Genomic DNA, 19,089 nt, shown 5'->3' with positions numbered 1-19,089 from the left:
AAAGGCCCCGTACAGATTGCTGTAAGGGGCCTTTTTACTGCTTCATGGCTTTACTGCCTGTCGTGTCAGTCGACTTTGATACGCGCGCGATTATTGTCGATAGTCGCTGGTCCTACGCCACTTACCGCAGCCAGAGACTCTGCATCGGTAAAAGGCCCATGCTCATCGCGATACGCGACAATTGCCTCGGCCTTGGCCTGCCCTACACCTTGCAGAACTTCGGCAATTTCACCGGCACTGGCTTCGTTGACATTGACGCTTACCAGGGACGCCTGTTCTGCCAGGCTCAGGGAGGAAAAGATCAGGGCGCTGCAGAGGGCAATAGCTGACATTACTTGTTTCATAACGATTCCTTGTTGTTTGGGGTTTGAACAAATGCCGCACGCTGGGCAACTACCCGGATTCCCATCGCACTCCTTGCGACGGAGAAAGCTTATGCAACTATGGAAAGAAAGAAAAGCCGGCTATTGCCGATTTGCCAACTGGTTCACGTAAAAGATCATTTACGGGTTGAGCAAGCATAAAAAAAGCAGCCCTGAACAATACCAGGGCTGCCTGTAAAAACACCTTATACCGGCTTAGCTCAAGCTTCGTCTTTTGCGTTGCGCCAAACCGGTCATCATCAGCACCAACAACATCAGCCCATAGACGCCGATCGTTGGAATGGGGGGCACGTTGCGCAATTCACCGAAGTTGTAATTAATTGCCACATCGCCACCCAGAAGCTCAACCCCGTCAAATACATCATTCTGTGGTGAGCTACCGGGGCTGGTTGCACCTTGCCCGACTGATTCCCGTGCATCAATCCATTCTGCCGGCTGACTTTCCGTGACACGGTAGGTACCCGGCGCCAGATTCTCGAAGAAATAAACCCCATCGTCATCAGTCCGCTGGGTAGCAATCAACGCCCCATCGCGCCACAGATTGACGACCACGTCAGCAATACCGGGCTCTGAATCATTCATCTGACCATTGTCGTTGACATCAAAATAGACATGGCCGCTGATAGAAGCCAGCTCATCGAGGTCATCAGCCAGATACTCACCAAAGTCATACTGAACGGCGGCGGTATCCGGCGGCAACTGAACATTGTCAACCAGGTTCACCGACGGACTGCCCCCTTCGCTACCCTGAGTTACCGGGCCATCAATCCATCCACCAGGCTGGGTTTGCGTCACACTGTAGGAGCCTGCGGGCAACTCCTCGAACAGGTAGGTGCCATCGGGCTCAGTAACCGTTGTACGCGTGATGCTGTCACCCGCCAAAGAGGTACCGGTAAGCGTCAGAGTGACTCCGGCAATCGGTGGGTTACCTGACGTATAGGCACCACTGCGATCATTATCGTGGTAGACCCGGCCGGCCAGGCTGGATACCACCACAACCACGTCATCATCATCTTCAGCCGCAGCTGGCGGCTCTTCGTCAAACTCCAGGTCCGTATCCAGATGCAAAAAGGCCTCGTTTATCAGCGTTTGCGCTCCACCGGCAACAACACGCACCGGCACTCTGATCACAACCTCGGCCTGCGGCGGGATGCCGTCACCCAAGCTACAGATGAAATCACTGTCTCCGGCAACGCCGGTACAGCTCGAACCGACCGGCGCACCAGACTCCAACACCGGCGGTGCGGTCAGCTCCATTCCCGCCGGCAAGGTGTCACGGACTTCCGGAAAATAAGCCAACTCGTCGGTATGCAGGTTGCTGGCCGTGATAATGAAGTCGAAAGGCTCAAGCAATGAGACCTGTTCGGCACTGGAGACTTTGCTCAAACCAACATTAGGCACACTGCGCACTGTTGTCCTTTCACGGGTCACATCATTACCGGGAACGACATCAGGACCATCAACCCCGTTTTCACGGTGTTCACGTGAGCGGCTGATGGCATAGTTGAAATAGACTCCGCGGGTATCCGCTTCCAGCTCATAGGTAATGGCCCGCGACTGGCCATCCAGCAACAAACCCATGTTGCAGATCAGGTCGGCATCAGCGACGAGGTTGCCCTGAGCCGGATCCCAGACACCGTTCAGATACCCTGGATTGACGCCCGTATCCATGGGCCAGAGGTAACTGTTATCCAGAGACTGTGCCGGGTAACCAGTACCCAGGTCATTGTTGTTTGGCTCCTTGCTGCAACTGATACCCAGGCCAGCCAGATCACCCGGATCAATTTCTACCAGATTGGTGCCAACTACATCGTAGAAACGAATCGAGTTTTCAACATAGCGCAGGCCGGCCGACGGCAGATAGTCATAAATGGTTGCATCAGTAGCCACTGAGGGTCCGTTGTTGATGATGCGCAACGAATAGGTAACGCGATCACCCACAAAGACCGGATCCGGAGTGTCTGCCTTGATGACGGCCAGATCGACCACCGCTTCACCAACCTCTGCATCGGCTGTATCTGCGTTATTGCTCAGGTCTGTTTCCGGCGTATCCGTTTCAGCGTCAACGGAGTTCACCAGTGTTGTGCCGGCCGGAATGCCGTGGTTTGGCCGGGTATTGACCGTCACAGTCCAGGTGGCATTGCGAGGCAGGGTTGAACGGGTGCAGGCAATTTCATCGTTGCCAGTGGTTGTTGTGGTGTTGGCGCCTGGCTCTGTAGCACAGCTGGCGCTAGCCCCGGGATCAGTCGAAAGATACGTCAGGTCATGTGGCAGCACGTCTTCAAGACTCAAGCCGCTGGCACCGGATGCGCCGATATTCTCGATCTGCAGACGATATTCCAGCGGAGTCCCGAGGTTGCCACTCCAGACGGTGACATCCTTGCTGACCAACAGATCTGTCAGCGGGTTGATCGTCGTGCTGACACTGCCGGGGTTATTGCCGTAATCGGGGTCTGCCGTCTCATTGGAGTAGGCGGACGCCGTATTGTTCCGCACCAGGGGAACACCACTGCTGGTGTTGCCGAGCGGCAAGACAGTCACTTCGATGCTGGGACAGTCGGTACCGGAGCACACAGGAATACTGGCAAAGTTGCACGAGAGGGTTCTGGACCCCACATTACCGGCCAGACCGCTGGTGCCACAGGTACCACCACTGGCAGTAGCATTGGTCACCGTTGCACCCTGGAAGCTGTTACCGGCAGAGCCAGTAAACAACGCGGAAAAGGCATCTGTCAGGTCGACATCAGATGCCGTAGCCGGACCATCATTGACGATGCGCAGCGTGTATGTCAGCGCTTCGCCAGCGTTGACGGTAGCCGCGCTGGCAGTCTTGACTACCCGCAAATCTGCACTGTCATTCAATGCCTGAGCGTTGATGGTAGCGCCATTGCAGGGTGCGGGGTCAACGTTATCCAGAAAGGCCAGATCGTGATCGATTTGAGTCAGGCAAGCCTGGTTGGTGATATTTCCGCTGATGGCTCCATTGGCGTATGCGGTAACGGTGAAATCCTGTGTGGCATTGACTGCAAGGGGTGCACCTTCCGTGTAAGTGCGCACACAGTCAATTGTGGCAGCACCAGTAACCGGTAGCGCAGGACTGCACGACCAACCTGCCGGACCATTGATTGCGGTTACTGTCAAACCAGCAGGTACATTGTCTGACCAGGTCAGATCACCCCAGAAAGCGATATTGCCGTTATTGCGAACCCGGATCTGATAATCAAACGGGTAAGCCGCACCGATGGTTCTCAGATTGCGATTAGGCGGTGACTTGTTGATGCCGACATTCAGGTTGGCGCTCTCAATCACCGGTGTCGTGCCCGCTACATTGTTACTCAGGTCAGAATCAGGCTTGACGCTGTAATCTGCACTGATTTGCGCCTGGTTGGCCGCAAAGCTGCCGGCTGTTGCTCCGCTGACCTGCACACTGACATCACCCAGTGACTGACTGCTGCCAGGCACCATGCTGCCGACATCCAGGCCGCTACAGCTGACCTGCTGCCCGGTTACCGAGCAGCTCCAGCCGTTCTGGCTGAAGTTGGCCGGGCTGAGTATCTGCAGACCAGGGTCTACGTCAATGACCAGCGCCGGAATATCCGGTACTTCGCCGGTATAAGCGGGGCTTGCCGTCAAATTGAACGGCTGGCCTTCAAGAATGGTACCCGCCGTATGACTCAGGCCAACCGACAAATCACTGCCCGGCGTAACCTCGACCTGGCGGGTTGACTGCTGGTTGATGCTGTTGCCATCGTATTGATCGAGGCTGTCAATCAACGCCGTTGCGCTGAGGTTGCTGCCCGAAGCTACAGCCACCTGGGTCACAATAGAGCCCAGCGGCAAGGAATCACCCACACTCAGAGCACCAACCTGACACACCACACCGGGCGCTGCCACACTGCAGCCGGCCGGCACTGACTGAACAACCACGCCCACCGGCAAATCAAGATGAATGACCGCATTTGTCGCATCGATGGGGCCGTAGTTGTCGACCACGATGTCATGCGTCCAGGCGCCGCCTGAAGGCGTCATACCCGGACTGCTGTTGAGAACCACCCCCAAGTCAGTACCCGCATTGACCGTCACATTCCGTTGTTCGGTGTTGTTGCTCGGGTCGATATCGTTATTGCTGGTAGACACGGTTGCCGTGGTCTGCATGACATAGGGGAAGTTGCTGACGCCCGTGCCAGTGCCACGAACAACGATATCAAGGCTGGTGTCAGTACCGTGCAGCAGGGTGCCCAGATTACAACTGAAGGCATTGCTGGCGTCCGGCGCCGAACAGCCGGTAGACGGCGTTACTGAAACCAGGGTATCAGTCGGGCTGATCTGGTAATCCAGCACAACGTTGGCGGCATCAGCGGTGAAGCCGGGGTCGGAGTTGTCAACGGTGACGGTAAAGGTGACGGTATCTGTCGCGTTGATCGTCGGCAGATCCTGACCATGATTGAGCACCAGGTCGACGCTCTGGGCCGAAGCAAATCCCGCTACCAGCATCAGCATTGGTGCTGCCAGCAGTGACGTTAACAGTTTCTTTCCCGGGACGCTTTGCGCCAACCCCCTGAAGAATGAAAAACCCCGTTCCCTTGTTCCTGAAAATCCTGCTGTCATTGGTTCTTCACTCCGCCTTGATGCACGTTCGAAAAGTGTCACTCCTGCCTTGCAGATAGTGGAGCTGAAAAGCACTCCACCCCCAATGCAGAGGCCCGAAGAATTCTATTACAAATCTATACAGCATTCTATTGACGATATGGATCCCGACTTTTGCCTGCCGGACCAAATCTTTTGCTGCAGGGGAACTATTCCGAATATAAACAATCAGCAAGCGTCTGAAGGTGTCGGCTCTGCCCCTCCATGCCAGCTGGCAGGATAGAGCATTTCTTCCCGATACCCACTGATCACGCGACGCAAACCGGTCAGCGCCTGATCCAGTTCGGGGTCGCCGCTGTCGAGCAAAAAGGGCCTGCCTGCCAGGGTTTTCAGTTTGCTCTTGGTCGCTACCACCAGCACATTGTCCAGCCCGGCGGCCCTCACGATCCGCGGCGATATCTGCTGGTTGCCACGACCGAGAATATGCCCCTGGCCGCCTATTGCCGACACCAGTATGCGCCACTCCCCGCCCTGTTGCTGCAGGTCCCACAACTGCGCTTCCGTGGCATCACGACAGATCAATTCACCATCACGCAGCACATCCACCCCCAGCAGCGTGCCTTCCAGCCCCATGGCTTCGAGGATGCCGTAGTTGCTTGACCCCGGACCAAGAATCCAACCGGTATCGCCATCCTGCTCTTCCTGCAACCAGGCCGCGATATCATCCAGCACCAGCGTTTCCTGCTCACGGCCACCCTGTTTGACCTGCTGCACAAAGCGCCCTTCTTCCGGCACTTGCAGCTCGCCATACAATCGGGTGCGAACCTGCCCCTGACGGAAGGCAACTTCGTCGATATCACGAACATCTGCCTGCGTCAGGCGCACCAGATCACCGGTCAATAACAGGCGCAGTACTTCTGCGGCAGCCCTGGGATTTACTGCGTAAACAGCAGAATGAATCTTTACTCCTGCAGGCACCCCCAACACCAGCTGGTTGTCAGGGACACTGTTGCAGATATTCCGCGCGGTGCCATCGCCGCCGGCAAACAGCAGCAGATCCACACCGGCTGCGGCCAGAGCTGCCGCACAGGCTTCCGTGTCAGCCGCCTGAGTCTCGGTACTGGACAGCTGACCGACCTCTTCAACGGCAAAGCCGAGCTCACGGGCCAGATCCGCCCCCATGGGGCCGGGGGCCGCACGCAACAGCAGTTGTTCGCGCAGGTCGAGCAGCGCTTCCAGTGTTTGCCGCACACGCTGGGGCGCGCGTGGGGTGGCGCCCTGTTTCAGCGCCTGGGCAGCAACGCCATCCGAGCCCTTGAGTGCGGTTTCACCGCCCAGGCCGGCAAGAGGATTGATCAACAAGCCAAGGCGAAATCTGTCTCTCATTGCATTTCCGTTCGTTGTCATCTGCCGGTCATAATCCTTCCCTAAGCTGCGCCTTGTCAGCCAAGCGATTCGAGGAAAAGCGCATGATCGTCAACGCCCGCCCCCTGAGCAGCATTACTCCCAGCCGCAAACCTCCAATCAGCAAAGTGCGCCGCCATCCGGCCCAGTTCTGCGGTGGTTTTGTCATTGACGCTGAGGGTCGCGAAGTCGCTATTACCGAACACATGGTACAGCAGGCCTGTCGCCAACTCGACGATTTGAGTGTAGGAGCACGTTAACGGGCCAGCCGCCGCAGGCCTGTCTGTACCGCCACTGCACCGGGCAATGGCGGCGGTGATATTACTGGCCCAGAACGCTGAACCCGGCCGCCTTCAACAGCACTGCGCTTGTTCGCTCAACGCCACTGATTCGTACACAAGGCGTTTCACGGCGTAACGGGTAGTCTTTGCGCAAACGATCAAAACCACTGTGGATAGCTGCCTGATCCGCAGTTCGAGCCAGCATGGCCCGCAAGCGGGCATCATCATCACGCACGTCATACACCCAGCGCAACGCATGGCTCAGCTGCCAGTCGGCCGGCGCGCCGGGGTCCAGTTGCAAGTAATTACACCCGGCTGTGGGGGCAAACTCACTCAACTGCCGCTGAACCGGCTGCCCGTTGAATGAGCACCAGGCCTGATAAATCATTTCCGTGCCACGCAATTTGCCATCCAGGCTGTAACCGGCAATATGCGGTGTCGCCAGGGCGCAGCGGCTTACCAGTTGCGGCTCCAGCGCGGGTTCATGCTCCCAGACATCCAGCACCACGTGCACATCATTGCGCTCAGTCAGGACCGCATTCAAAGCGCTATTATCCACCACCGGGCCGCGACTGCTGTTGATCAGCCAGGTGCCTGGACGCAGGGCCTGCAACCGCGCCTGGTTGAACAGGTGCCAGGTGGCGTGCGAGCCTTGCCGGGTCAGCGGCACATGGCAACTGATGATGTCAGCCTCGGCCAGCAGGGTCTCCAGGCTGACCATGTCGGCTGCGCCCTGCTCTTTCCTGGGTGGATCACAGCAGAGCACACGCAGCCCCAGATTGCGCAAGGTGGCAGCCAGCCGGCCGCCCACCTCACCGACACCGACAATCCCGACACAACGCTGCCGCCAATCCAGGCCTGTGCGTTCACTCAGGGTCAGCAAGGCGCTGAGGACATACTCGACTACGCCGCGGGCATTGCACCCCGGAGCGCTGGCCACATGCACACCTGCTGCGGCCAAACCGGGCAAATCCAGATGATCGGTACCTATGGTACACGTGCCAATAAAGCGCACCGGCGAGTCCTGCAGCATGTCAGCGGTAACCCGGGTTACCGAACGCAGCAAAAGAGCATCGGCACTGGCCATGGCGGCAGCATCAATCGCACGTCCCGGCAACCGCGTAATCGAACCCTGATCGGCAAAAAACGCATCGAGCAGGGGAATATTCTCGTCAGCCAGAATTCGCATGAGCTATTTCAACTCCGCCAGTGAGAAATCAGCCGGCTGCAGGCGTGCACCGGGGCGATAAAAATCCAGCAGGGCCTGAATATAACAGGCCGGACGCTCGGGAATTCCCTGTGCAAACAGCGTTTGTACCTGAGCATAGACCCGTTGCCGGAACAAGGTGGCATCACCGGCTTCGCCATTCAGGTTATCCAGACTGACGCAAAAGGGGTGACCTGCTGCCTGACAGAACAGCCACTCGTAGGCCTGGGGTCTGATTTCGACCTGTTCAAAGGCATGTTGCTGCTCGGCTGAACGTCCGTCGGGGGCGTACCAGTAGCCAAAATCAGGGAGCAAGCGGCGTTCCGGGCCGGCGACACACCAGTGCGCCACTTCGTGCAAGGCGCTGCGGAAAAAACCATGGGCAAACAGAATGCGATGCTGCGGGTGCCCGGCATCAGCCGGAAGATATTCAGGCTCGCCATCACCGGCTACCAGTACCGTCTGGTAGGTCTCGGCAAAACAATCGGCAAACAGGCGAATCAGGTCAGCAAAGTCGTGCGTCATGGTTCGGTGGACAAGTCGGGGCAAGTTGATAGGATGGAGCGCTTTTCAGCGGACCGAACCCATGCCAGCAAGCCTTAGCCACCATGATCCGCGCCCGTCGCGCTTGCGTCGCAGTGTAACAGAACTGCGTGCGCTGATCTGGCTGGCGTTGCCGATTATTGCCGCGCAAATGGCCCACACCCTGCTCGGTTTTGTGGATACCGCGATGGCTGGCCGGGTCAGCCCCCAGGACCTGGCTGCGGTAGCGCTGGGCAACGCCTTCTGGATTCCGGCATATCTGTTTCTGACCGGGGTGCTGATGATTGTCACCTCCAAGGTGGCGACGCTCAATGGCGCCGGCAAACTGGACGAGACCGGACCACTGGTGCGTCAGGGTTTATGGCTCGGGCTCTGGATCGGACTGTTCTGCGCTGGCGGCCTGCTGCTGGTGGAGCCGGTTTTGTACTGGATGCAGGTGGAGGCCGAGCTGATCCCCTTGACCATCGGCTATCTGATCGCGGTTGCCTGCGGCTTTCCGGCGGTAGCTCTGTATCAAGCCCTGCGCGGGCTGAGTGACGGGCTGTCACGTACCCGCCCAACCATGCTGATCGGTTTTCTCGGTCTGCTGGTGAATGTTCCTGCCAACTATGTACTGGTCTACGGAAAACTGGGCCTGCCCGCCTTTGGCGCGATTGGCTGCGGTATCGCCACCGCCCTGGTTATGTGGCTGATGCTGCTATGCATGCTCCTTTACCTCAAGCGCAGCCCGATCTTTCGTGCCTGCCAGTTGTTTAGCCGTTTTGACCGCCCGCTGTGGGGCCAGCAGCGCGAACTGCTTGGCCTTGGACTGCCCATCGGTATTGCCCTGTTCGCGGAAACCAGCATGTTCTGCGTCATTGCCCTGCTTCTGGGGCGGCTGGGTACGCTGGTGGTGGCCAGCCACCAGTTGGCCTTGAATTTCACCTCGCTGATTTTCATGGTGCCTTTCAGTCTCGGCCTGGCGATTACCGTGCGCGTGGGCCACAACCTGGGCCTGAATGGCGCTCGCGCCGGGCTGTTTGCGGCCAAGGCCGGCATGCTGGTGGCGCTGATGTTTGCCCTGTTGGCCGCCACACTGGTACTGATCGCCGCCGATGCCATTCCTACCATTTATACCAATGACGCCCAGGTGATTGCCATGGCCAGCAGTCTGTTCGTCTATGCTGCGCTTTATCAGGTATCCGATGCCATTCAGGTCGCTTGTGCAGGCGCCCTGCGCGGCTACCAGGATACCCGCATGCCGATGCTGCTGACGCTGATTGCCTACTGGCTGATCGGGCTACCCAGCGGGTACATCCTGGCGCTGACCGATCTCTGGGGCCCGGCGCGAGGTGCCGCCGGTTTCTGGATCGGTCTTATCATCGGCTTGACCGCTGCGGCGCTGTTTCTCGGCCTGCGGCTATTCAGCGTCAGCAGCGCCCGCCGGCAAGCAGAAAGCCGAAAACTCCGGTAACGGCTATGCGCTTTCCGCTGCGCGGCAATCTGCCATACTTTGTTCTGAACCCGGATGGAGACAAGCCATGTGGCGACTTGGCGGCTGCCTGCTGCTGGCTCTGTGCCTGATACTGAGTGGGTGCGAGCGCCAACCGCCAGCCCAGCGGCAACTGGACGATTATCTGCAACGCCTGGCCAGGGTACTGGATCAGGACTGGCAGCCCTTTGACCACAACAGCCTGAGTCAATACCGCATGCCGGATCGACGCTTGCGCATGCAGGCACTCGATGAACAGCGTATGGGGTTGTTCACCCTGCTGATTCAAACCCGCCACTGCCAGTCACTGCAGCATCTGATCAGCGAACGCAACAGCAGCCTGGGCCGGGTAATGCCCAGCAGCCACCTGCTCAGCCATGATGCTGCCCTGCTGCATGAAATCGATGCCTGTCTGCTGCAGATTGCCGATAACCCGGATCACGATGCCATGCGCGAACAGTTGATCGAACTGGCTGCAATCAAGCGCCGTGAGCTGCCGAAGGTATTCTGGAACGCATTGAATGGCAGCAGTGAATATGAGTACTACCTGCGGTTTGCCGACCAGCCCTTGCCACCCAGTGCGGAACCGTTAGGCGACCATGCTGCGGTGTCTGCCCTGGAACAGCTGGCATATATAGGCAGCTCACTGCCCGAACAATTGCCACCTGAACGGGCGCAGATTGATCCGCTGTTTGATGCCTTGCGCCGCAGCAAGCATGGCAGCGAGCTTATTCACAGCCTGGCGCTAACACGGCACAGCCTGAAACAGGCAACACGCATGCTGACCAGTGAAGGCACCGCCCTGCTCTGCCCGCAAGGGGCAGTAACCCAGCGCGCACGCATTCTGCACAACGTTTTCCGCAACATTTACGCGGCAGACATCCAGCCCTATCTGGCCCAGATCCAGCGCCTGGGTCAGCCCTGGCAATCGGCCCTCGCCGATCTGCAACAGGTACCCGGCCAGACGCAGGCCGGCGCTGCCTACCTTGCCAGCCTGCAGGGCACGGAAACAGCACTATGGGACAGCTATCAGGCGAGTTTGCAGGCACACAATAATGCCTGGCTGGAGGTGTTGGGGCGTTGCGGGATGCAGCCGGGGCAGGCATCAAACCCTGACTGAAAATACGTATCTATTGGCTCAGCGTTGCCCAACGCGGCACCCATTACAGAGAGCTTTAGATCTCGCCCTTCTCGATCAGATAATGAAACTCGCCGTCTACCTCGCTTTGCGACAACAGCTGGTGACCGAGGAATTGGCAAAAACGCGGAATATCACGCTGGGTTGAAGGGTCTGTGGCCAACACCTGCAGACGCTCACCGGGTTGAATATCACGCACGGCATTGTGCAGCAGCATGACCGGCTCAGGGCACAATAAACCACGGGTATCCAGTTGTTGATCAGTCATTGGCTAACATCAATCCACTTGCAGGTGTCCGGGTATTATCCCCAAAGCCGGACACGACGGCCAGCATCGATTGCTGGAAAAAATCCTTGTCTACCCGCGCAAAAGGCTGCGTACAAGGCCTATAATCAAGGTGTACACCCCATAGCATGAGTTAAGGAATCAGCATGATCAAAGTCCTGATCGAGCGCATCATCGCCGAAGGTCTCGAACACCCCTACGAAGAAATCGCCCGCAATATGCTGCAAAAAGCCATCCAGTCGCCAGGTTTCATCTCCGGGGAATCGTTTCAGGATCTGGAGCGGCCGAATCACCGCGTTATTGTGGTGACCTGGCAGAACCGACATTCCTGGGAGCGCTGGGAAAACTCCGCCGCGCGCAAGGAAAGCATCGGAGCCTTTTCCGCTATTTTGCAACAGGAAGAGCGCATTACCCTGCTGGAGCCTATTTGAATCTCTGAATCGGTTTCAGATGATGGACTGACGGGCTGCTACGCGGGCCCGTCAGCGCTTGACGCGGGCGTGACAGGTGACTTCTTCGCGATCACTGTATAGCTGTTTGCACGCCAGAGAAGCCTCCACGCCGGCAGCATCCAGTGCCTTCTGTACGTGCTCCATGCACTGAATGACTTCTTCATAGCGGCGCTTCATCGGCAATTTGAAGTTGATCACCGCCTCGTGACACCAGCCACGACTCAACCATCTTGCCAGTAGCGCACTGCTGCGCGCTGGCTTGTCGACGATGTCGCAGACCATCCAGTTCACCGGACGCTTGGGCTTGTACATATAGCCATCGGCCTGAATATGCTCAACCTGTCCACTGTCCATCAGACTCTGCGCCATCGGGCCATTATCAATCGCCGTGACCTTCATCAGCCGGTTGACCAGTTGCCAGGTCCAGCCGCCGGGAGCGGCACCCAGGTCAACCGCCGTCATGCCGGCAGCCAGCCGGCTATCCCAATCATCACGCGGAATAAAGTGATGCCAGGCCTCTTCCAGTTTCAGTGTCGAGCGACTGGGCGCCCCTTTGGGAACGCGCAAACGAGGGATTCCCATGGGCCAGGGCGCTGCGTTCTCAGCCCAGGACCAGCCGACGAATACCCGCTGCCCACTTTCAAAGCACAGATGCAGACGCGGCAAATCCGTTTTTTTCGGACGCAAGAAACGGGTCTTTTCCAGTGACGACTGCAAGGGCGCGCGCAGCTTTTTCAGCAGCGCCGCCATGGCCTTGCCATCGTTGGTATCGGCAGTTTCCAGCCAGAGCTCTGACGCCAGAGGGCCCGCTGCGCAGGCCGTAATAATCGGACTGATGCGGTCCTCGGCCGGCACGTCCAGCCAACTGCCCAGCGCCCACTGACGAACGAAAATCAGTGAGCGGAAATCCAGCTTGCGTATCAGCCGCTCGGCATCGCCGGGCTGGGGGCAAACAAAGCGCACCAGGGCTTCGCCGGTTTTAGCCACCGGATAGCCGGCAATACCCAGTTCACCTGCCCGCTGCTGCATCTCGGCAGCCACTTCGCCCTCGAAACCGGGCCGGCAATGCAGCAAGAGTTCCTGCATCAGGGACGCACCGCCGCCAGCCCCAGAGCCAGGTCAGTCTGGATATCCGCAACCTCTTCCAGCCCCACGGCAACCCGAATCAGGTTGTCCTGGATGCCGGCTTCAGCACGGGCTTCCGGTGTCCAGCGGCCATGAGTGGTGGTCGCCGGGTGCGTGATAGTGGTCTTGGCATCCCCCAGGTTGGCGGTAATCGACATCAGGCGAGTGGCATCAATAAAACGCCAGGCCGCCGCCTTGCCGCCACTGACTTCAAAACTGACCACGGCACCAAAGCCGGTTTGCTGCTGTTTGGCCAATTCATGCTGTGGATGCGTGGGCAAGCCCGCGTAATAGACCTTTTCGATACCGTCCTGCTGCTCCAGCCAGGTCGCCAGTTGCAGCGCACTGGCGCAATGCGCCTGCATGCGCAAGCGCAGGGTTTCCAGGCCCTTGAGAAAGACCCAGGCATTGAACGGACTCAGGGTCGGGCCGGCGGTACGCAGAAAACCGACCACCTCTTTCATTTGCTCGCTGCGCCCGGCCACCACACCACCCAGACAACGGCCCTGACCATCAATGTATTTGGTCGCGGAGTGGATAACGATATCCGCGCCCAGCTCCACAGGCTTTTGCAGGGCCGGGGTGCAGAAACAGTTATCCACTGCCAGCAAGGCACCCTGCTGATGGGCAACCTCGGCCAATGCAGCGATATCGACCAGTTCCGCCAGTGGGTTGGACGGCGACTCGACAAAGAAGAGTCGGGTATTGGGTTTACAGGCAGCCTGCCAGGCCTGCGTATCAGCCAGGGTGACGTAATCGACCTCGACGCCGAAGCGTTTGAAGTACTTCTCGAAGAGAGTGACGGTAGCGCCAAAGACACTGCGCGAGACCAGAATATGATCGCCCGCCGAACACAGGCTCATGACCATGGCCAGAATGGCGGCCATGCCGGATGAGGTAGCTACTGCCTGTTCGGCGCCTTCCAGCGCGGCAATGCGCTCTTCAAATGTGCGCACCGTCGGATTCATGTACCGCGAGTAAACGTTGCCTGGAGCGTCACCGGCAAAACAGGCGGCAGCATCGGCCGCACTGCGAAACACGTAGCTGGAGGTCAGAAACAGTGCTTCACCATGCTCGGCTTCAGGCCCGCGGCGTTGCCCGGCGCGCACCGCCAGAGTATCAAAACCGGCGTTTTGCAGCTCACTGTCCAGCCGCCCGGCATCCCATTCGTGACTCATAAAAAACCTCTGAATTGGCACTGACCGACGGCATCCGGATCACCCAGGCAAGGTGCTGCCACATGGTGATCCGGTGCAATCAGTCAGTGTTGCCAAGCGCTGCAGTCTGTCGATCAGTTATTGTGCAGCTCAATCACTGCATTGCCGACGTCAGCCATTGCTTTGGCAGAATCATTACGCGCCTGTTCGATCTTGCCGAGATAGGCTTCATTGACATCGCCAGTGACATACTCGCCGGTGAAAACCGAGCAGTCGTAATGGTGAATGTCCGGGTTGCCTTCGCTGACTGCCTCAACCAGATCTTCCAGATCCTGGTAGAGCAGCCAATCAGCACCGATCAGTTCGGCCACTTCTTCTGTGGTCCGCCCATGAGCAATCAGCTCATGGGCGCTGGGCATGTCGATGCCGTATACATTGGGGTAACGCACGGCCGGTGCTGCCGAGCAGAAGTACACATTTTTTGCCCCGGCTTCACGGGCCATCTGAATGATCTGTTTGCAGGTGGTACCGCGCACAATCGAATCATCCACCAACATGACATTCTTGCCGCGAAACTCCAGTTCGATCGCGTTCAGCTTCTGGCGCACCGACTTCTTGCGTGCGGCCTGACCCGGCATGATGAAAGTACGCCCGATATACCGATTCTTGACGAAACCTTCACGGAATTTCACGCCGAGATGATTGGCCAGCTCGACCGCCGACGTACGGCTGGTGTCCGGAATCGGAATCACCACGTCGATATCATGCTGTGGACGTTCGCGGAGAATTTTTTCCGCCAGCTTTTCGCCCATGCGCAGGCGTGCCTTGTAGACCAGCACCTTGTCGATCATCGAGTCAGGTCGGGCCAGATAGACATGTTCGAAGATGCAAGGTGAAGACTCGGGGTTTTCGGCACACTGACGGGTGTGCATGGCACCTTTTTCGGTGATATAGACCGCTTCACCCGGTTCCAGATCACGAATCAGATCAAACCCCAGCACGTCCAGGGCTACGCTTTCCGAGGCAACCATGTACTCGGTGCCATGCTCGGTTTCGCGTTTGCCGAAGACGATCGGACGGATGGCACGCGGATCACGGAAACCGACGACACCGTAACCGGTGATCATGGCCACAGCGGCATAGCCGCCCCGGCAGCGCTTGTGTACGGCACGAACGGCTTTGAAAATATCTTCTTCCGTGGGCTGCAGCTTGCCGCCCAGCGCCAGTTCGTGGGCGAATACATTGAGCAGGACTTCAGAATCCGAATTGGTGTTCACATGCCGCAGATCGGATTCGTAGATTTCCCGTGACAACTGCTCGACGTTGGTCAGATTGCCGTTATGCGCAAGGGTAATGCCATAGGGCGAATTGACATAGAAAGGCTGCGCCTCGGCCGAGCTGGATGAGCCTGCAGTCGGGTAACGTACGTGACCGATGCCCATGCTGCCCACCAGACGCTGCATGTGCCGCTGGTGGAACACATCCCGTACCAGGCCATTGTCCTTGCGCAAAAACAGACGGCCACGGTCACAGGTTACTATGCCGGCGGCGTCCTGGCCGCGATGCTGCAGGACGGTCAGGGCATCATAGAGCGCCTGATTGACGTTCGACTTGCCCACTATGCCAACAATGCCACACATGACTTACACCTTTTGTCGTCGATCCGGCCACACGCCACACGTGCGCAACCAGCTACTCGAAATAACCCAGAGCCGTGGCTTTCGACCAGTCGGCAACCAGGAGAAAATGCGGAATAAGCGTCGACTGGCGCCACCAGTCATCGGCTTCAACCGGGCCCAGACTGAGCAGGCCAACCGCTACCACCACCAGCAAGGCACCGCGTGCAGCGCCAAAAACCATACCGAGAAAGCGATCCGTGCCACTGAGGCCAGTAAAAACGACCAATTGACCGATCATGTAATTGATCAGCCCACCAATAATAAGGGTCAATACGAACAGCAGCACGCAGGCCACCACAACCCGTACCGACGGTGTTTCAATCCAGGGTGCGAAGTGTTCGGCCAGTGCGCCGCCGAACATCCAGGCAACCAGGCCAGCCAATAACCAGGTAACCAGCGACAGTGCTTCCTTGACGAAGCCGCGAGCGAGGCTGATCAACGCAGACACCGCGATGATGGCAATAATAGCCCAGTCAACCCACTCAAACGCCACGGCTAGCACCCCTGCCTGCTGGAAAAGTGCATTATTCTATCAGAGCCGCTGGCCTGGTCGAAACACAATGTTCAGGGTCGGCGTGAATCATCATCATGGGCGACAACCAACCCTTCAACCTCATGGTTGCGTTTGAGCTCGTCACGCAAACGCTCCGCAGCGGCCCGGTTCTGCAACGGCCCGACAAATACGCGGGTAATGCTGCGGCCATCAGTTTCAGCACTGCGCGCATAGGCGTTGTATCCGCGTTCGTTAAGCGTACTGACGAAACCGCGTGCATTATCGGCGTTGGCGAAGCTGCCCAACTGAATGACCCAGTCGCCGGTAACCTCGGCAGTCACGCTGGCCGGTTCCGATGGCGCAGTCACCAGTGGACCTGACGGCGGTTGCGGCTCAGCCGGTTCAGGGTCCTGCTCCACAGCGGGTACCGGGGTTGATTCAATTGGCTCAGGTTCACGCAAAGGCATTTCCGCCACCGGCTCAGGCTCACGCGGCTCGATAGCGGGGGGAGCGGCCACTTCGGGAGCGGGCATACTGGCCGGCTCAGGCACCTCGATCTCGACTTCAACTGTTTCATCCTGCCCGGTGAGCAGCATGGGCAGAAAAATAACCGCTGCCACTATAAGCACCAGAGCACCGATAACACGCTGCTTGAGTCCGCTATCCATTGTTTTTCTCCTCTGAAGCGAGCCATTCAAGGGCTGCCGCGACGGTATAAAAAGAGCCGAAAACCATGATCGCACTCTGGTCGTCAGCGTCAAGTTGAGCACTGATCGCCGCAACCACACTGACATGACAATGGGCCGTTTCACCCTGGCCGTCCAGCAATTGCTGCAATTCACCGGGACTGCGACTTCTCGGGGAAGGCAATGGAGCCAATGCCCAATCGACAAAACAACCGCGCAGAGCCCGCACGATACCCACTACGTCTTTGTCATCCAGCGCGGAAAACACCGCACGCACGGGGTGCTGATGGCGTGCCAGGGTCTTGGCCAGCCAGGCAGCGGCGTGCGGGTTATGCCCGACATCCAGGCATAACCGACGTGGCTGGTCGCGCCACTCCAGGACATGCCAGTCCATCCGTCCGGGCAGCCGCAATGGCTGCAGAGCCTGACTGATTTGCAGCGTCGACAGCCGGCAGCCAGCCAGGACGCTGGCCTGAATCGCCAGCAGCAGGTTGTCGCGTGGCAAGTCGACAGGCGGCAAGGGCCCGATTGTGTGCTCAGCGCCATCTCGATCCTGAACCCGCACCTGCCAGTCACCCTCGTCACCCTGGGGCTGCCAGTCAAGCTCCCTGCCGCGCTGGTAAACCCGGGGGCCGATATCTGACAACGTACTGATGAAGCGCGATGGCAAATCGGTTTCACCGCAGATCAGCGGCCGACCGGCACGCGCAATGCCGGCCTTCTCGTAACCGACTGAATCCCGGCTGTCACCCAGGTACTGCTGGTGATCCAACCCGATACTGGTGACGATGGCGATGTCCGCATCGACCACGTTGACCGCATCCAGCCGTCCACCCAGTCCAACCTCCAGTACCACCGCATCCAGCTCGGCACGCTGAAACAGCAAAAGCGCGGCCAGGGTGCCAAACTCAAAATAGGTCAGGGAAACGTCACCACGTACAGCTTCGATGGAAGCGAAGGCGGCGCACAACTGCTCGTCACTGGCAAATTGATCACCAATGCGTACGCGCTCGTTATAGTGAATCAGGTGCGGAGAGGAGTAGCAGCCGGCGTGCTGGCCGGCAGCCTGTAGCAGGGCATGCACCGCAGCACAGGTGGACCCCTTGCCATTTGTACCGCTCACGGTCACTACCAGCGGTGCTGGCTGCAACACGCCCAAACGCCGGGCAACCTGACTGACGCGCTGCAACCCCATATCGATCTCCTTGGGGTGCAGCTGTTCAAGCCGGGCCAGCCAATCCGCCAATGTGCTCGGTGGCATCAGGGGGCAGCGCTCTCCACGGCGTCTTCAGCAACAACATCCTCTTGCGGGGCCGGTTGCGCTGTCAGCATAGCCAGCGCACTGGCCAGCCGATCGCGCATTTCATAGCGCGGCACAATCAGGTCCAGTGCACCGTGATCAAGGAGGAACTCACTGCGTTGAAAACCGGCAGGGAGTTTTTCCCTTACCGTTTGCTCAATCACCCGCGGGCCGGCAAAGCCGATCAAAGCGTTGGGCTCGGCTACATTGAGATCACCCAGCATGGCCAGACTGGCTGATACACCACCGTAAACCGGGTCAGTCATCACCGAAATAAACGGGATACCTTCTTCACGCAAGCGGGCCAGCGCAGCACTGGTTTTAGCCATCTGCATCAACGAAAACAGCGCTTCCTGCATACGCGCACCGCCAGAAGCGGAGAAACAGACATAAGGAATACGCTGTTCCAGCGCGGCTTCGGCGCCACGGACAAAGCGTGCACCAACGACGCTACCCATGGAGCCGCCCATAAAGTTGAATTCAAATGCGCTGGCAACCACCGGCATACTCTTGAGCGCGCCCTGCATGACCACCAGGGCATCTTTCTCGCCGGTGCTCTTTTGCGCTGCGCTCAAACGGTCCTTGTACTTCTTGGTATCCCGGAACTTGAGCTTGTCGATGGGCTCGAGCTCACCCGCTATTTCCTTGCGCCCTTCCGGATCAAGGAACAGATCAAGGCGACGGCGAGCATCGATGCGCAGGTGATGATCGCACTTCATGCAGACGTCGAGATTTTTCTCGAGTTCAGGTCGATAAAGAACTGCATCGCAGGATGGGCACTTGCGCCACAGACCTTCCGGCACGCTGCTCTTCTGTGCTTCCGAGCGCACAATCGAGGGAATCAGTTTGTCCACCAGCCAGTTGCTCATTGCCATTCCTTTTCGTTGTCCGGGTTAC

Annotated in this window: 17 protein-coding genes; 4 read left to right on the top strand and 13 right to left on the bottom strand. The window is 58.3% G+C overall.

Going from position 1 to position 19,089, the window contains the following annotated elements; genetic code table 11:
* Positions 1–65: 65 nt before the first annotated feature.
* From BLU07_RS06175 to BLU07_RS06165, 3 genes are all read right to left on the bottom strand, one after another.
* Positions 66–344, bottom strand: a complete 279-nt coding sequence (locus BLU07_RS06175; RefSeq protein ID WP_197675071.1) for a ComEA family DNA-binding protein — start codon at positions 342–344, stop codon at positions 66–68.
* A gap of 234 nt (positions 345–578) precedes the next feature.
* A complete protein-coding gene (locus BLU07_RS06170; protein ID WP_172830093.1) occupies positions 579–4,883 on the bottom strand; it encodes an SdrD B-like domain-containing protein in 4,305 nt (1,434 codons plus the stop codon).
* Positions 4,884–5,198: 315 nt separating this feature from the next.
* A complete protein-coding gene (locus tag BLU07_RS06165) occupies positions 5,199–6,356 on the bottom strand; it encodes an ATP-NAD kinase family protein (protein WP_092385181.1) in 1,158 nt (385 codons plus the stop codon).
* Positions 6,357–6,439: 83 nt separating this feature from the next.
* On the opposite strand from BLU07_RS06165, the gene BLU07_RS06160 reads away from it, so the two are divergent.
* Positions 6,440–6,634: a PA1571 family protein gene (locus BLU07_RS06160; protein ID WP_092385179.1), complete on the top strand. Its 195-nt coding sequence runs from the start codon at positions 6,440–6,442 to the stop codon at positions 6,632–6,634.
* Between the two features lie 61 nt (positions 6,635–6,695).
* On the opposite strand, the gene pdxB is transcribed toward BLU07_RS06160, so the two are convergent.
* Positions 6,696–7,844: a 4-phosphoerythronate dehydrogenase PdxB gene (gene pdxB, locus BLU07_RS06155; protein ID WP_092385177.1), complete on the bottom strand. Its 1,149-nt coding sequence runs from the start codon at positions 7,842–7,844 to the stop codon at positions 6,696–6,698.
* A 3-nt stretch (positions 7,845–7,847) separates the two neighbouring features.
* Complete coding sequence (locus tag BLU07_RS06150) at positions 7,848–8,387, bottom strand: elongation factor P hydroxylase (RefSeq protein WP_092385175.1); 540 nt, start codon at positions 8,385–8,387, stop codon at positions 7,848–7,850.
* Between the two features lie 61 nt (positions 8,388–8,448).
* Here BLU07_RS06150 and BLU07_RS06145 point away from each other — a divergent pair, with 61 nt between their 5' ends.
* Together BLU07_RS06145 and BLU07_RS06140 are read left to right on the top strand one after the other, a co-directional pair.
* Complete coding sequence (locus tag BLU07_RS06145; protein ID WP_092385173.1) at positions 8,449–9,858, top strand: MATE family efflux transporter; 1,410 nt, start codon at positions 8,449–8,451, stop codon at positions 9,856–9,858.
* 67 nt (positions 9,859–9,925) lie between these two features.
* Positions 9,926–10,996 (top strand): DUF3080 family protein, encoded by a 1,071-nt coding sequence (locus BLU07_RS06140; protein ID WP_092385171.1) that lies wholly within the window; start codon positions 9,926–9,928, stop codon positions 10,994–10,996.
* A 55-nt stretch (positions 10,997–11,051) separates the two neighbouring features.
* Here BLU07_RS06140 and tusA read toward each other — a convergent pair whose 3' ends face one another.
* Positions 11,052–11,282, bottom strand: a complete 231-nt coding sequence (gene tusA / locus BLU07_RS06135) for a sulfurtransferase TusA (protein ID WP_092385169.1) — start codon at positions 11,280–11,282, stop codon at positions 11,052–11,054.
* Between the two features lie 164 nt (positions 11,283–11,446).
* Here tusA and BLU07_RS06130 point away from each other — a divergent pair, with 164 nt between their 5' ends.
* The gene (locus BLU07_RS06130; RefSeq protein ID WP_092385167.1) at positions 11,447–11,731 is read left to right on the top strand and encodes an antibiotic biosynthesis monooxygenase family protein; all 285 of its coding nucleotides are present in this window, start codon (positions 11,447–11,449) and stop codon (positions 11,729–11,731) included.
* A 51-nt stretch (positions 11,732–11,782) separates the two neighbouring features.
* Here BLU07_RS06130 and rlmM read toward each other — a convergent pair whose 3' ends face one another.
* The 7 genes from rlmM to accD all read right to left on the bottom strand — a co-directional run bounded on the left by rlmM (position 11,783) and on the right by accD (position 19,061).
* On the bottom strand, positions 11,783–12,838 hold the full coding sequence (gene rlmM, locus BLU07_RS06125) for a 23S rRNA (cytidine(2498)-2'-O)-methyltransferase RlmM (RefSeq protein ID WP_092385165.1): 1,056 nt from the start codon (positions 12,836–12,838) through the stop codon (positions 11,783–11,785).
* Positions 12,838–14,055, bottom strand: a complete 1,218-nt coding sequence (locus BLU07_RS06120; RefSeq protein ID WP_092385163.1) for an O-succinylhomoserine sulfhydrylase — start codon at positions 14,053–14,055, stop codon at positions 12,838–12,840. Before BLU07_RS06120 ends, rlmM begins: the two co-directional genes overlap by 1 nt.
* 113 nt (positions 14,056–14,168) lie before the next feature.
* A complete protein-coding gene (gene purF / locus BLU07_RS06115; RefSeq protein ID WP_092385161.1) occupies positions 14,169–15,674 on the bottom strand; it encodes an amidophosphoribosyltransferase in 1,506 nt (501 codons plus the stop codon).
* Positions 15,675–15,726: 52 nt separating this feature from the next.
* The gene (locus BLU07_RS06110) at positions 15,727–16,206 is read right to left on the bottom strand and encodes a CvpA family protein (protein ID WP_092389624.1); all 480 of its coding nucleotides are present in this window, start codon (positions 16,204–16,206) and stop codon (positions 15,727–15,729) included.
* Between the two features lie 71 nt (positions 16,207–16,277).
* Positions 16,278–16,874, bottom strand: a complete 597-nt coding sequence (locus tag BLU07_RS06105) for an SPOR domain-containing protein (protein WP_092385159.1) — start codon at positions 16,872–16,874, stop codon at positions 16,278–16,280.
* A complete protein-coding gene (folC, locus tag BLU07_RS06100; protein ID WP_092385157.1) occupies positions 16,867–18,153 on the bottom strand; it encodes a bifunctional tetrahydrofolate synthase/dihydrofolate synthase in 1,287 nt (428 codons plus the stop codon). The genes BLU07_RS06105 and folC overlap by 8 nt, the downstream gene beginning before the upstream one ends.
* Positions 18,153–19,061 carry an acetyl-CoA carboxylase, carboxyltransferase subunit beta gene (gene accD, locus BLU07_RS06095; protein WP_092385155.1) on the bottom strand — a complete coding sequence of 303 codons (909 nt, stop codon included), beginning with the start codon at positions 19,059–19,061 and terminating at the stop codon, positions 18,153–18,155. The genes folC and accD overlap by 1 nt, the downstream gene beginning before the upstream one ends.
* Positions 19,062–19,089 lie beyond the last annotated feature (28 nt).

The sequence above is a fragment of the Halopseudomonas salegens genome, from assembly GCF_900105655.1.
Classification (GTDB): domain Bacteria; phylum Pseudomonadota; class Gammaproteobacteria; order Pseudomonadales; family Pseudomonadaceae; genus Halopseudomonas; species Halopseudomonas salegens.
Note: the sequence above shows the minus strand (reverse complement) of the source record. Positions and strands in the feature narration are given on the sequence as shown.

Excerpts from the sequence above, each read along its gene's own strand:
- BLU07_RS06150 (WP_092385175.1), bottom strand. The coding sequence starts at position 8,387 with ATGACGCACGACTTTGCTGACCTGATTCGCCTGTTTGCCGATTGTTTT.
- BLU07_RS06140 (WP_092385171.1), top strand. The coding sequence starts at position 9,926 with ATGTGGCGACTTGGCGGCTGCCTGCTGCTGGCTCTGTGCCTGATACTG.
- BLU07_RS06165 (WP_092385181.1), bottom strand. The coding sequence starts at position 6,356 with ATGAGAGACAGATTTCGCCTTGGCTTGTTGATCAATCCTCTTGCCGGC.
- accD (WP_092385155.1), bottom strand. The coding sequence starts at position 19,061 with ATGAGCAACTGGCTGGTGGACAAACTGATTCCCTCGATTGTGCGCTCG.
- tusA (WP_092385169.1), bottom strand. The coding sequence starts at position 11,282 with ATGACTGATCAACAACTGGATACCCGTGGTTTATTGTGCCCTGAGCCG.
- pdxB (WP_092385177.1), bottom strand. The coding sequence starts at position 7,844 with ATGCGAATTCTGGCTGACGAGAATATTCCCCTGCTCGATGCGTTTTTT.
- BLU07_RS06130 (WP_092385167.1), top strand. The coding sequence starts at position 11,447 with ATGATCAAAGTCCTGATCGAGCGCATCATCGCCGAAGGTCTCGAACAC.
- BLU07_RS06160 (WP_092385179.1), top strand. The coding sequence starts at position 6,440 with ATGATCGTCAACGCCCGCCCCCTGAGCAGCATTACTCCCAGCCGCAAA.
- BLU07_RS06120 (WP_092385163.1), bottom strand. The coding sequence starts at position 14,055 with ATGAGTCACGAATGGGATGCCGGGCGGCTGGACAGTGAGCTGCAAAAC.
- folC (WP_092385157.1), bottom strand. The coding sequence starts at position 18,153 with ATGCCACCGAGCACATTGGCGGATTGGCTGGCCCGGCTTGAACAGCTG.
- BLU07_RS06105 (WP_092385159.1), bottom strand. The coding sequence starts at position 16,874 with ATGGATAGCGGACTCAAGCAGCGTGTTATCGGTGCTCTGGTGCTTATA.
- BLU07_RS06175 (WP_197675071.1), bottom strand. The coding sequence starts at position 344 with ATGAAACAAGTAATGTCAGCTATTGCCCTCTGCAGCGCCCTGATCTTT.
- purF (WP_092385161.1), bottom strand. The coding sequence starts at position 15,674 with ATGTGTGGCATTGTTGGCATAGTGGGCAAGTCGAACGTCAATCAGGCG.
- BLU07_RS06145 (WP_092385173.1), top strand. The coding sequence starts at position 8,449 with ATGCCAGCAAGCCTTAGCCACCATGATCCGCGCCCGTCGCGCTTGCGT.
- BLU07_RS06170 (WP_172830093.1), bottom strand. The coding sequence starts at position 4,883 with ATGCTGATGCTGGTAGCGGGATTTGCTTCGGCCCAGAGCGTCGACCTG.
- rlmM (WP_092385165.1), bottom strand. The coding sequence starts at position 12,838 with ATGCAGGAACTCTTGCTGCATTGCCGGCCCGGTTTCGAGGGCGAAGTG.